11 protein-coding genes are annotated in these 12,431 nt (G+C 71.4%); 5 read left to right on the forward strand and 6 right to left on the reverse strand.

Annotated elements, in window-relative coordinates; all coding sequences use genetic code 11:
- Positions 1-108 precede the first annotated feature (108 nt).
- The gene (arc, locus tag ACGFIW_RS20410; protein WP_393317827.1) at positions 109-1,893 is read right to left on the reverse strand and encodes a proteasome ATPase; all 1,785 of its coding nucleotides are present in this window, start codon (positions 1,891-1,893) and stop codon (positions 109-111) included.
- Positions 1,894-2,071: 178 nt separating this feature from the next.
- On the opposite strand from arc, the gene ACGFIW_RS20415 reads away from it, so the two are divergent.
- The gene (locus tag ACGFIW_RS20415; protein ID WP_357558812.1) at positions 2,072-2,365 is read left to right on the forward strand and encodes a ferredoxin; all 294 of its coding nucleotides are present in this window, start codon (positions 2,072-2,074) and stop codon (positions 2,363-2,365) included.
- Between the two features lie 47 nt (positions 2,366-2,412).
- Here ACGFIW_RS20415 and ACGFIW_RS20420 read toward each other — a convergent pair whose 3' ends face one another.
- Genes ACGFIW_RS20420 through ACGFIW_RS20430 form a run of 3 tightly spaced genes read right to left on the reverse strand, consistent with a single transcriptional unit; the run spans position 2,413 to position 5,181 of the window.
- The gene (locus ACGFIW_RS20420; RefSeq protein ID WP_393317830.1) at positions 2,413-2,985 is read right to left on the reverse strand and encodes a hypothetical protein; all 573 of its coding nucleotides are present in this window, start codon (positions 2,983-2,985) and stop codon (positions 2,413-2,415) included.
- 46 nt (positions 2,986-3,031) lie between these two features.
- Positions 3,032-4,030, reverse strand: coding sequence for a tRNA (adenine-N1)-methyltransferase (locus ACGFIW_RS20425; protein WP_393317833.1), 999 nt, complete (start codon positions 4,028-4,030; stop codon positions 3,032-3,034).
- On the reverse strand, positions 4,027-5,181 hold the full coding sequence (locus ACGFIW_RS20430) for a site-2 protease family protein (protein ID WP_393317835.1): 1,155 nt from the start codon (positions 5,179-5,181) through the stop codon (positions 4,027-4,029). Before ACGFIW_RS20430 ends, ACGFIW_RS20425 begins: the two co-directional genes overlap by 4 nt.
- A 77-nt stretch (positions 5,182-5,258) precedes the next feature.
- On the opposite strand from ACGFIW_RS20430, the gene ACGFIW_RS20435 reads away from it, so the two are divergent.
- From ACGFIW_RS20435 to ACGFIW_RS20450, 4 genes are all read left to right on the forward strand, one after another.
- On the forward strand, positions 5,259-6,173 hold the full coding sequence (locus ACGFIW_RS20435; RefSeq protein ID WP_393317838.1) for a RecB family exonuclease: 915 nt from the start codon (positions 5,259-5,261) through the stop codon (positions 6,171-6,173).
- 349 nt (positions 6,174-6,522) lie between these two features.
- Positions 6,523-7,209: a response regulator gene (locus ACGFIW_RS20440; protein ID WP_393317840.1), complete on the forward strand. Its 687-nt coding sequence runs from the start codon at positions 6,523-6,525 to the stop codon at positions 7,207-7,209.
- 331 nt (positions 7,210-7,540) lie between these two features.
- Positions 7,541-8,308, forward strand: coding sequence for an ABC transporter ATP-binding protein (locus ACGFIW_RS20445; protein WP_357074016.1), 768 nt, complete (start codon positions 7,541-7,543; stop codon positions 8,306-8,308).
- On the forward strand, positions 8,308-10,863 hold the full coding sequence (locus tag ACGFIW_RS20450) for an ABC transporter permease (protein WP_393317842.1): 2,556 nt from the start codon (positions 8,308-8,310) through the stop codon (positions 10,861-10,863). Before ACGFIW_RS20445 ends, ACGFIW_RS20450 begins: the two co-directional genes overlap by 1 nt.
- A 49-nt stretch (positions 10,864-10,912) precedes the next feature.
- Here ACGFIW_RS20450 and ACGFIW_RS20455 read toward each other — a convergent pair whose 3' ends face one another.
- Together ACGFIW_RS20455 and ACGFIW_RS20460 are read right to left on the reverse strand one after the other, a co-directional pair.
- Complete coding sequence (locus tag ACGFIW_RS20455; protein ID WP_393318505.1) at positions 10,913-11,563, reverse strand: HAD family hydrolase; 651 nt, start codon at positions 11,561-11,563, stop codon at positions 10,913-10,915.
- A 120-nt stretch (positions 11,564-11,683) separates the two neighbouring features.
- Positions 11,684-12,427 (reverse strand): neutral zinc metallopeptidase, encoded by a 744-nt coding sequence (locus tag ACGFIW_RS20460; protein ID WP_393317845.1) that lies wholly within the window; start codon positions 12,425-12,427, stop codon positions 11,684-11,686.
- Positions 12,428-12,431 lie beyond the last annotated feature (4 nt).

The raw sequence follows: 12,431 nt of genomic DNA on the forward strand, positions 1-12,431 counted from the left end.
GTACCGGGGGGGGGGGGGGGGGGGGGGGGGGGGGGGGGGGGCCCCGGGGGGGGGGGGGCCCCCCCGGGGGGGCGCCCCCCCCCCGGGGGGGGGCCCCCCCGCCGACGGTCAGAGGTACTGGCCGGTGTTGCTGGCGGTCTCGATGGACCGCCCGGCCTCGGTGCCCTTGCCACCGGAGACGAGCGTGCGGATGTAGACGATCCGCTCGCCCTTCTTGCCGGAGATGCGGGCCCAGTCGTCGGGGTTGGTGGTGTTGGGGAGATCCTCGTTCTCGCGGAACTCGTCGACGCAGGAGTCGAGCAGGTGCTGCAGGCGCAGCCCCTTGCGTCCGGAGGTGAGGAACTCCTTGATGGCCATCTTCTTCGCCCGGTCGACGATGTTCTGGATCATCGCGCCGGAGTTGAAGTCCTTGAAGTAGAGGACTTCCTTGTCACCGTTGGCGTAGGTGACCTCGAGGAAGCGGTTCTCCTCGGTCTCGGAGTACATCCGCAGCACCACGGCGTCGATCATCGCCGCGACGGTGGCCTGGGGGTCGGCCGCGTGCTCGGCCAGGTCGTCCGGGTGCAGGGGCAGCCCGGCCAGGATGTACTTGGAGAAGATGTCCTTGGCCGCTTCGGCGTCCGGTCGCTCGATCTTGATCTTCACGTCGAGCCGACCGGGGCGCAGGATCGCCGGGTCGATCATGTCTTCCCGGTTGGAGGCGCCGATGACGATGACGTTCTCCAGCCCCTCCACGCCGTCGATCTCGCTGAGCAGCTGCGGGACGATGGTGTTCTCCACGTCGGAGGAGACACCGGAGCCGCGGGTCCGGAAGATCGAGTCCATCTCGTCGAAGAACACGATCACCGGAGTGCCCTCGCCGGCCTTCTCCCGTGCACGCTGGAAGATCAGCCGGATGTGCCGCTCGGTCTCGCCGACGTACTTGTTGAGCAGCTCGGGGCCCTTGATGTTGAGGAAGAAGCTGGTGTGCTTCTCCTTGCCCTGCCGTTCGGCGATCTTCTTGGCCAGCGAGTTGGCCACCGCCTTGGCGATGAGCGTCTTGCCACAGCCGGGCGGGCCGTAGAGCAGGATGCCCTTGGGCGGGCGGAGCTGGTGCTCACGGAACAGGTCCGCGTGCAGGAACGGCAACTCCACCGCGTCGCGGATCTGCTCGATCTGCGACTGGAGGCCACCGATGTCGCCGTAGTCGACGTCGGGCACCTCCTCCAGGACCAGCTCCTCGACCTCGCTCTTCGGGATCCGCTCGTACGCGTACGCCGAGCGGGGCTCGATCATGAGCGAGTCGCCGGCTCGGATCGCCGAGCCGATGAGGGTCTCGGCGAGGTGCACGATGCGTTCCTCGTCGGAGTGCGAGACCACGAGCGCCCGGTCACCCGGCCCGCCGCCTGGCCCCTCCAGGATCTCCTTGAGCATCACGACCTCACCGACCCGCTCATAGCCGAACGCGTCGACGATGTTGAGCGCGTCGTTGAGCAGGACCTCCTGACCACGGCGCAGGTCACCCACGTCCAGCGAGGGTGAGACCGCGACCCGTAGTTTGCGACCGCCGGTGAAGACGTCCACCGAGCCGTCGTCGTGCTTGGCCAGGAAGACGCCGTAGCCACTCGGCGGTTGCGCGAGCCGGTCGATCTCTTCCTTGAGCGTCACGATCTGCGTGCGAGCCTCCTTGAGGGTGCTCACCAGCCGGTCGTTGTTCTCGGTCAGCCGCGCCAACTGTGCCTGGGTGGCCGCCAGCCGCTCTTCGAGCTGCCGGACGTGTCGGGGGCTTTCGGTCAACTTACGACGCACCAGAGCGAGTTCCTCCTGCAGGAACGCGACCTGCGTGGAGAGATCGTGGGCTTCCTTCTCCCACCGTGCGGCGCGCGAGTCCGCGTCGTCGCTGCGTGCTGCCACGTCCCACCTCCCCGGGGGGCTTGAACGTTCTGCCCTAACACTAGCCGCTATGAGGCCGATTCGGTCCCACGCAACACCCTCGTCACCGAACCTTGATCGCCAAGGGTGGCCTGACGGGTCGTTACTGGCGTTCGGGTACCGTCGAAGCGTAGGACGGGAGAACATGGGGGGTGCGCCGGTGACCGAGGTCGCGACCGATCAGCTGCGGGTCTGGGTGGACCAGGATCTGTGCACGGGCGATGGGCTCTGCGTGCAGTACGCGCCGGAGGTTTTCGAGTTCGACATCGACGGCCTGGCGTATGTCAAGGGCGCCGACGGTGAGCTGCGGACGACGCCGGGCAGCCGCGTCGACGTGCCCGAGCACCTGCGGCTCGAGGTGATCGACTCCGCGAAGGAGTGCCCGGGCGACTGCATCCACGTGGTACGCGGCGACGGTGTCGAGGTCGCCGGTCCGGACGCCGAGGACGACTGAGCCACCCACCGGCCGGGCCGCGCGGCCCGGCCGGAATGGGGTGCACCTCAGAGCATCGGTCGGCCGACCACCGAGGCGACCAGCCGCGCGAATTCCTCCAACCGGGCGATCTGCCCGGCACCGCCGTCGTCGAGGGTCTTGCCGAAGCGCAGCGCGTCGTGGCGTGGTGTGCCGACCATCTCCTCGCTCGGCGGCGCCTCGTCCAGTGAGGTGAGCAGCAGGTAGACGTCGATGCTGTCGACCCGGATCTCGCCGTTCTCGGAACGGTTGAGCCGCCGCCGGCAGCCGACCTCGGTGACGGTGGAGACCGGCACGACCCGCAACGACGACGTCATCGAGCCCGCAGGGCCCTCCTCCGGCGGCACGTCCTCGCCGTGCCACAGGATCAGCCGGCTGCCGTCGCAGACGACGACCTCCTGCCACACACCGTTGACCTCGTTGACGAAGCGTTCCAGGGTGAAGCCGAGCACCGACGCGCCGCGCAGCACGCCGCCGAGGGCCTCCAGTGCGACGTCCGGGTCGCGCAGGTAGGCCCGCGCCGCCGATTCCAGATCCTGGTAGGGCGACCAGTCGGGAAAGACGGCGGGGAGGTCACCGCCGCCGTAGCCCGGTCGGCTCATGCCAGCGCCTCCCCCTGCTCGGCGGTGCCGGCGGCCAGCTCGATGGTCACGGCCTGTCCATCTCCCCCGTACCGTCGGACTGGGCGTCTGCCGCCACGGCGGCGGCCTGTCGGGCCGCCTCCGCCGCGCGCAGGTCCTGGCGGCGCTGCGCGTACGCCTCGGTGCCCTTGCTGGGCTTGCGGCGGCGCGGCGGCGCGGTGACCCCGGGGGCCAGCTTGCGCGCGGACACCAGGAACGCGGTGTGCGCGATCATCCGGTGGTCCGGACGGACGGCGAGGCCCTCGGCGTGCCAGTCGCGCACCAGCGACTCCCAGGCGCGCGGCTCGGTCCAGCCGCCGCGCTCGCGGAGCGCCTCCACCAGCTCGGACAGCTGCGGCGTGGTGGCGACGTAGCCGATGAACACCCCGCCGGGGACCAGCGCCCGCTCGACCATGTCGAGAGTTTCCCAGGGGGTCAGCATGTCCAGGATGATCCGGTCGAAGCCGGTCTCCTGACACGTGGCGACGTCACCGACGTGCAGGTGCCACGACGGGTGCGGCCCGTTGAAGAACGCCTCGACGTTGCGCTTGGCGATCTGGGCGAAGTCGTCGCGCAGCTCGAACGAGTGCAGCTCGCCCTCGGTGCCGACGGCCCGCAGCAGGGAGCAGCTCAGCGCGCCGGAGCCGGCGCCGGCCTCGAGGACCTTCGCGCCGGGGAAGATGTCGCCCATGGCGACGATCTGCGCCGAGTCCTTCGGGTAGATCACCTGGGCGCCGCGCGGCATGGACAGCACGTAGTCCGACAGGAGCGGCCGCAGGGCGAGGAACGCGGTGCCGCCACCGGCGGTGGTCACCACGCTGCCGTCGGGGAGCCCGATCAGCGTGTCGTGCGCCAGGATGCCGCGGTGGGTGTGGAACTCCTTGCCGGGCTCCAGCGTCACTGTGTGCATCCGCCCCTTGGGGTCGGTCAGCTGGACCCGGTCGCCGGGCCGGAACGGCCCACGGTGCACGGGTGTCAGCGCCGGGGTGGTGGGGTCGGCTCCGACGGTGGAGGGAGTTGCGGTCACGGTGTCATCTTCCGGTTGGGTTCGAGGAGCTGTGCCAGGTCCGCGATGTGCAGAATGCCGACGACATCTTCGCCTGACGTCACCACGTACTGCGCGCCCGGGTGGGCCTGTACGGCCTCCATCACCCGCTCGCCGTCCAGCCCGACCTCCAGCGCGGGAAGTGTGCCCAGTGCGCGGGCGACGGAGTCCACCGCCAACCACGGTCGGCGGTCGACGGGCACCGCGTCGGCGGCGGCCGGGTCGACGAGCGCCACCGGCCGGCCGGTGGAGTCGGTGACCAGCAGAGCCGAGGTGGGCTGCCCACCTTCGGCGCGTCGGCGCTGGGCCTCGGCCAGGGGCGTTCCGGTGGCCACCGGCCAGACCGGGCGGGCCAGCCGGGAGAGGTCGATCAGCGGGAACCGGCGGCTGACCCGGGCGGCCCGGATGGCCTGCCCGGCGCCGCGCCAGAGGGTGATGGCGACAAGCAGCATCAGCGGCAGCGCGAGCGGTGCCAGGTAGTCGGCCACGGTGAGCAGCCCGACCAGGGCTGCGGTGCCGACCGCGACGACCCGGCCGGCCCACCCGGCGACCTCGGTGCCGAGGTGCCGGTCGTGGGTCAGCCCCCACACTGCGGCGCGCAGCGCCCGGCCGCCGTCCAGGGGCAGCCCGGGCAGGCTGTTGAACAGGGCGACGATGACGTTGCTGACGGCGAGTTGGAAGGCGAGCTGGTGCGCCACCGTCCGTTCGGGCAGGGCGAGGGTGGCGGCGACCGCGAGGACGCCGAGCACCGCGGAGACCGCCGGACCGGCCAGCGAGACCAGCAGGTCGACGCGGGGCGACGGGGCGTCCCGGTCCATCTCGGTGTACCCGCCCAGCAGTTCCAGGGTGATTCCGCGCACACCGATGCCGTAGCGCCGGGCGGTGAGGGCGTGGCCCAGCTCGTGCAGGAGCACCGAGCCGAGCAGCGACACGACGAACCCGAAGCCGATCAGGTAGCCGCTGATCTGCGGCAGGTCCAGCTGCCGGCGGGCGAACTCGGCGTACAGCACGGCGATGAACACCGCGAGCAGGACCATGGAGCCGTTGAGGTGCAGCGGCACCCCGAACACACGGCCGACGTTCAGGCCGAGACGCCGATCGGGTCGGCGCGGCGGCCGGGATGTCTGCTCCATCGCCACGATGCTACGGACCGTCGCCGTGCGGGGCGGGCGGCGGTAGGTGTCACACCGGTGCCCTAACCTTTGCCGACATGACGGCGGAACCGGTCACCACCACCCAGCCCACCTCCCCGGCGCAGGCGCCGCCGACGGTGCGGGCCTCGCTGTCGCCGTCGCGGGCGGCGGATTTCAAGACCTGCCCACTGCTCTACCGGTTCCGCAGCATCGACCGGCTGCCCGAGCGCACGACCGTCGAGCAGGCCCGGGGCACGTTGGTGCACGCGGTGCTGGAGCGCCTGTTCGACCTGCCCGCGCAGGGCCGCACACCGGCGGCGGCCGGCGATCTGGTGGCCCCGCAGTGGGACCGGCTGGTCACCGAGCAGCCGGAGCTGGCCGGGCTCTTCGACGGGGCGGAGCCGGCCGGCCCGGTGGAGTTCCTCCGCTCGGCGGCGGGGCTGTTGGAGGGCTACTTCGCGGTGGAGGACCCGACCCGGCTGGAGCCGGCCGAACGGGAGAGCCTGATCTCGGCGGTGGTCGACGAGGAGTTGCTGATCCGGGGCTATCTCGACCGGCTCGACGTCGCTCCGGACGGCGCGCTGCGGGTGGTCGACTACAAGACCGGGGGCGCGCCACGGGAGGCGTTCGAGGCGCGGGCGCTGTTCCAGCTGAAGTTCTACGCCCTGGTGTTGTGGCGCACCCGGGGGGTGGTGCCCCGGGTGCTGCGGTTGCTCTACCTGCGCGACGCCGAGGTGTTGGACTACACGCCGGACGCCGACGAGCTGCTCCGTTTCGAGCGCACGGTGGTGGCGTTGTGGCGGGCGATCGAGCAGGCCACCGCCCGGCAGGATTTCCGCCCCCGGCCGAGCCGGCTCTGCGACTGGTGCAGCCACCAGGCACTGTGCCCGAGTTTCGGCGGCACCCCACCGCCGTTTCCGGTCGCCGCGGCGACCGCCGATCCGCTGCGCGACGCCCGCTCGGCTCCGGTGGTGCCCGGCGCCGACGAGTGACCGCCTCCGGCGGGCCACCCGTGCCCGCCGCGCCGTGCCCGGCCGGCCGCTGACCGCGCCCCCGCCGCGAGGCACGGCGGCCCCGCCGGCCGCACCGCCGGCAGAGCGACCCCGCCGACGGACCCTCGGGCGACAGCGCGACAGCGCGGCCCCGCCGACGGACCGACAGCGCGACCCCGCCGACGGACCGACAGCGCGACAGCGCGACCCGCTGACGGGCCCGACCGAAGCGGTGCCGCGTCGGTCGGGACACCGCGGCGGAATGGCCTCTACCGTGGTCCGCGACGCACCGCCCCGCGTACGCGAGGATGAGCGGTGCGGGCACGGCGTCGGCGGAACGGGAGACGAGATGACGGATCGGGGGGCCTCGGCGCGGCCGGTACGGATCCTGCTCGCCGACGACCAACCGCTGCTGCGCACCGGCTTCCGGATGGTGCTGGGGGCCGAGGGTGACCTGGACGTGGTCGGCGAGGCAGGCGACGGTGTGGAGGCGGTGGAGCTGTCCCGGCGGCTGCTGCCCGACGTCGTGCTGATGGACATCCGGATGCCCCGCATGGACGGGGTGGCCGCGACCCGGGCGATCGTCGACGCCCGGCTGCCGGTGCGGGTGCTGGTGCTCACCACGTTCGACCTGGACGAGTACGTGGTCGGGGCGCTGCGGGCGGGTGCCAGTGGGTTCCTGGCCAAGGACGTGCCCGCCGAGGAGTTGATCGCGGCGATCCGCACGGTGGCCGGCGGGGACGCGGTGGTCGCGCCGCGGATCCTGCGGCGGCTGCTGGAGCGCTTCGCCGAGCTGCTGCCCGATCCGGCGGCGACGCCCTCGCCGGTGCTCAGCGCGCTCACCGACCGGGAACGCGAGGTGCTGGTGCAGGTGGCACGGGGGTTGTCCAACGCCGAGATCGCGGCGGAGCTGTCGGTCAGCGAGACCACGGTGAAGACCCACGTCGGGCGCCTGCTGACGAAGCTGCGACTGCGGGACCGGGTGCAGGCCGTGGTGCTGGCGTACGAGTCGGGTCTGATCCGCCCTCGGGCGTAGCCGGCGTTCGGCGACTACCCCAGCGGTCGTACCCGGGAATCCCTCCGTGGGGGGACGGCTGGCTTGCCGTGCTCACCTACCGTGACCGGAGACGGCCTGGCGGGGTTGACCCTCCTGTGACGTGAGAGGGCAGGGTCGGAAACACGCACGACCGACCATCGGGTCAGGGGCAACCCTGAGCCGACATCGGGGGCCACCCGCAGCGGGAAATCCGCGCCGGGTCCCCCCGTGGGCGGACGGAGCGGGCGTGATCAGCGCCGATGATGGAACAGTCACGCCGGACCATCGGGGGGCGGCGTGAACATACGGACAGACGGAAGAGGTAGATGACGTGACCGCGACGGTAGGCCAGCAGGCGCAGGCCGCGGCCCGGGCGAACGACGTGTGGAAGGTGTACGGCAGCGGCGAGGCTCAGGTCATCGCGCTACGGGGGGTCAGCGCCGAGTTCGAACGTGGCCGGTTCACCGCGATCATGGGGCCGTCCGGTTCGGGTAAGTCGACGCTGATGCACTGCCTCGCCGGCCTGGACTCGGTGACCCGGGGGACGGTGGCGATCGGTGAGACGACAGTCACCGGGCTGGGTGACGCGGGGCTGACGAAGCTGCGCCGCGACAAGGTGGGCTTCATCTTCCAGCAGTTCAACCTGCTGCCCACGCTGACCGCCAAGGAGAACATCCTGCTGCCGCTCTCGATCGCCGGGCGCAAGCCGGACCCGACCTGGTACGACACGGTGATCACCACGGTCGGTCTGAAGGACCGGCTGGACCACCGGCCGGCTCAGCTCTCCGGTGGGCAGCAGCAGCGCGTGGCCTGCGCGCGGGCGCTGGTCTCCCGCCCCGAGGTGATCTTCGCGGACGAGCCGACCGGCAACCTGGACTCGCGCTCCGGCGCGGAGGTGCTCAACTTCCTGCGCAACTCGGTCCGCGAGCACGGCCAGACGATCGTGATGGTCACCCACGACCCGACCGCCGCGGCGTACGCCGACCGGGTGGTCTTCCTCGCCGACGGGCAGATCGTCTCGGAGCTGATCGAGCCGACCGCCGAGACGGTGTTGGACACCATGAAGAAGCTGGACACTCCGGCCGAGGTGGGCAACTGATGTTCCGGGCGACAATGAAGAGTCTGCTGGCCCGCAAGGTCCGGCTGATCCTGTCCGGTCTGGCGGTGGTGCTCGGGGTGATGTTCGTCTCCGGTGCCTTCGTGTTGACCGACACGCTGGGTCGCTCGTTCGACTCGGTCTTCGCCGACGGCTACTCCGAGATCGACGTGAACGTCGCGGCGAAGCCGAAGGTGGAGCTCAGCGAGATGGAGGGCGAGCAGACGTCCGCCCCGCTGCCCGCCGCCGTGGTGGAACGGGTCAAGCAGGCGCCGGGGGTGGCTTCGGCGACCGGCATCGTCAACGCCGACGGCGCCCGCGTGATCGGCAGCAACGGCAAGGTGGTCACCTCGTTCGGCCCGCCGCAGTTGGGTGAGAACTGGATCGGCGAGACCGAGCTGATGCAGTTGCGGGAGGGACGCGCGCCGCAGGCCGAGGACGAGATCGTGCTCAACAAGGCGTTGGCCACGACGGCGAAGGTGCAGGTGGGCCAGAAGATCGGCGTGCTCACCGCGTTCGAGTCGAAGAAGCGCGACTTCACCCTGGTCGGCATCATGGGTTACAGCGGCGACCGGGACTCGATCGGCGGGGTCAACGAGGTCTTCTTCACCACGCCGGTGGCGCAGCGGCTGATGCTCGGCCAGCCGGACACGTTCAGCAGCATCACCGTGAACGCCGCCAGTGGGGTCTCCGACACGACGCTGCGCGACGACGTGGCCCGCACCCTGGGCCCGGACTTCGAGGTGAAGACCGGTGAGCAGCTGGCCGCGGACGCGGCGGCCAGCCTGAAGGAGGGGCTGTCCTTCTTCAACAAGATCCTGCTCGGCTTCGCCGCGGTGGCGTTGCTGGTCGGCACGTTCCTGATCCTCAACACCTTCTCGATCATCGTCGCGCAGCGCACCCGGGAGTTGGCGCTGATGCGCGCCATCGGGGCCAGCGGCCGGCAGATCATCGGCTCGGTGGTGTTGGAGGCCATCGCGGTGGGCCTGATCGCCTCGGTGCTCGGCCTCGCCGCCGGCATCGGGGTGGGGGCGCTGCTGGCGTTCCTGTTCGGCAAGCTGGCCGGTGGGCTCACCCTGGCCGGGATCGGCGTGCCGGCGGCCGCGGTGATCGGCTCGTTCGCGGTCGGTCTGGTCATCACCGTGGTGGCGGCCCTGCTGCCGGCGCTGCGGGCGTCCCGGATCCCGCCGATCGCGGCCATGCAGGACGTGGCCACCCCGGACCGGCCGTTGACCAAGGTCACCGTGGCCGGGTCGCTGGTCACCGCCATCGGCGCGGTGCTGCTCTTCCTGGGGCTCAGCGGCAACGCCCGCGGCAGCACGCTGCCCACCATCCTGGGTGGGGTGCTGTTCGCCTTCATCGGTGTGGCGCTGCTGACCCCGCTGATCAGCCGGCCGGTGGTGAGCCTGCTCGGTGCGATCTTCTCCTGGTCGGTGCCGGGCAAGCTGGGCCGGCTCAACTCCGGGCGCAACCCGCGCCGCACGGCGATCACCGCCGCCGCGCTGATGGTCGGCATCGCGCTGGTCACCGGCGTCACGGTGATCCTCGACTCGGCCAAGGGCAGCATCAGCGCGCTCGCCCAGGACACCATCAAGGCCGAGTTGGTGATCTCCGGTCAGCAGGGTGGTCCGCGTCCGCCGAGCTTCGACCCGGGTGTGCTGGACAAGGCCAAGGCCCTGCCCGGTGTGCAGTTGGTCGACGGCGAGTACGGCGACATGGCGAAGCTCGACGGCAAGAGCAGCTGGGTCGCGGCGAGCAGTGACATCACGTCGCTGCGGCAGATCTTCGGGGCGAAGGCCACCGCCGGTGACATCGACCGGCTCGGGCCGACCCAGATGCTGGCCAGTTCCGACACGGCCACCTCGCGTGGCTGGTCGGTGGGTTCGACGGTCACGGTGCAGCTGACCCGCGGTGAGGCCCGCACGTACACCGTCAGCGGCATCTACGAGTCGTCCCAGTTGACCAACCCGGTGACGTTGCCGGTGCAGGCCGCGCAGGACTTCACCATCCCGCAGCCCATCCAGGGCTTCATCCAGCTCGCCCCCGGTGCCCGGGTCGCCGACGTGCAGCCCCAGGTGGAGACGCTGCTGGCGGACAGCCCCGAGGTGTCGGTGGCCGACCGGGACGCGTTCATCAAGCAGCAGACCGGTCAGCTCGACGGGCTGCTCACGATGATCCAGATCCTGCTGGCCCTGGCCATCGTGATCGCCGTACTCGGCATCATCAACACCCTGGCGCTCTCGGTGCTGGAGCGGACCCGGGAGTTGGGTCTGTTGCGGGCGATCGGCCTGCGCCGGTCGCAGACCATGGGCATGATCACCGTGGAGGCGGTGGTGATCTCCGTGTTCGGCGCGCTGCTGGGCGTGGCGGTCGGCACCGGCCTCGGCGCCGCCGTGGTCGAGGCACTCAAAGACGAGGGGATCACCGACCTGATCCTGCCCTGGGGGCAGATGGGTGTCTTCCTGGGCCTCGCCGCGATCATCGGAGTGGTGGCCGCGGTGCTCCCGGCCATCCGGGCGGCGCGGATCAACGTCCTGGGCGCGATCGCCCACGACTGACCGGAAGAAGAAAGGGGGCCTCGGCGGACGCCGGGGCCCCCTTTCCTCGCTAGGCCGCGGCCCGATCGGCCAGCAGCGCCGCGAGCAGCGCCAGGTCCACGCCGGTCAGGCTCTGCACCTGGTGTACGCCGACGGTGCGTGCGAGCGCCACCTCCGCCGGCACGGCCAGCACCGCCGCACCCGAGGCGCGTGCGCTGGCCACCCCGGTCGGCGAGTCCTCGATGGCCACGCACCGCTCGATCGGCACGCCCAGCAGCCGGGCCGCGGTCAGGTAGGGCTCGGGATGCGGTTTGGCCGCCACGACCTCGTCGCCCGCGACCACCACGTCGAAGTTGTCCCGGCCCAGGGTGTCCAGGGCGATCTCGACGAGAGCCCGAGGGCTGGAGGTGACGAGCGCGGTGGGGATCTGCGCCGCCCGGACGGCACGCAGCAGCTCGAACGCGCCGGGCTGCCAGGGCAGGCCGCCGCGGAACAACTCCAGGATCCGGGCGTTGATCCACGCTCCGCTGATCTCCGGGTCCCGTTCGGGCTGCCCCAGGTCGTCGTGCAGGAGCCGCATCGACTCCGCCATGCTGGTGCCGATGATCGCCCGGCGGGCGTCGGCGGACAGTTCGCCGCCGTACTCCCGGGCGAGTTCCTCCAACGCGACGTCCCACAGCTTCTCGCTGTCGACAAGCGTGCCGTCCATGTCGAAGAGCACGGCGGCAAGGTGGTGTCTGCTCAGCGGATCCTCCAGGGTCGTGGCCGACACCGGCGATCCTGCCAGGCCCGGGCACCGTCGGTGACCGTGCTGGGCACCGACGTGATCCGGGCAACCCGCTCAGCCCAGGTCGCAGGCCTCCAGGGAACGCTCGTAGCCGCGGAAGAACGAGTCGGTGCGCTGCTGTGCGGTGCCGTGCGAGCCCTCCGCGAACCACGGCTGGTCCGGGTCGTCGCCCACGGCCGCCAGCCCCTCGCGGAACTCGTCCAGGTCACCGTCGGCCAGGGTCAGGGCCTTCGCGCGCACCGAGTCGCCGAGGTACGCGCCGGCCATGCAGTCGGCCTGCAACTCCTGCTGGATGGTGAAGCTGTAGTTGATGCCGAGCCGCACCTGGATGCCGTGGGCGTACTCGTGGCCGAGCAGGTAGAACACGAACGCGTCACCGACCTGGCGGAACGCCGCCACCGACCAGGCGACGTCGTAGGCGATGAAGTCGCCCCGCGAGCAGTAGACGGCGTTGTTGCGGGGCAGTGGCTCGCCGCCGCAGGACACCTCGCCCGCCCGCTGGTACGGGGTGATCCGCCGGATCGGCTGGAACCGCTGCCCGGACTCCTTGAACTGGGCCGCCCAGTACCGTTCGGCGATCGTCTGCGCGTCGGCGACGTCCTGCTCGAACTCGGCGACGCTCGTGGTGCCGTCGGCCCGGGTGGTGTTCGGCCCCGGTGAGCCCTGCGAACGGGCCGGTGCGGGGCGCTCGCCCTCCGGCTCGGCCAGCCCGCCCCCGGCGCAGGCGAGCGACAGCAGGGCGGCGGTCAGCAGGGCCGCCACCGGGCCCCGGGCGTCGCGTCCTGACCGTGTGCCCACTGTG

The organism is Micromonospora sp. NPDC048935 (genome assembly GCF_043197875.1).
Lineage (GTDB): Bacteria > Actinomycetota > Actinomycetes > Mycobacteriales > Micromonosporaceae > Micromonospora.

Bases quoted from the DNA above. Each gene is read 5' to 3' on its own strand.
- ACGFIW_RS20430 (WP_393317835.1), bottom strand. From the start codon at position 5,181: ATGGAGCAGACATCCCGGCCGCCGCGCCGACCCGATCGGCGTCTCGGC.
- ACGFIW_RS20435 (WP_393317838.1), top strand. From the start codon at position 5,259: ATGACGGCGGAACCGGTCACCACCACCCAGCCCACCTCCCCGGCGCAG.
- ACGFIW_RS20440 (WP_393317840.1), top strand. From the start codon at position 6,523: ATGACGGATCGGGGGGCCTCGGCGCGGCCGGTACGGATCCTGCTCGCC.
- ACGFIW_RS20450 (WP_393317842.1), top strand. From the start codon at position 8,308: ATGTTCCGGGCGACAATGAAGAGTCTGCTGGCCCGCAAGGTCCGGCTG.
- ACGFIW_RS20420 (WP_393317830.1), bottom strand. From the start codon at position 2,985: ATGAGCCGACCGGGCTACGGCGGCGGTGACCTCCCCGCCGTCTTTCCC.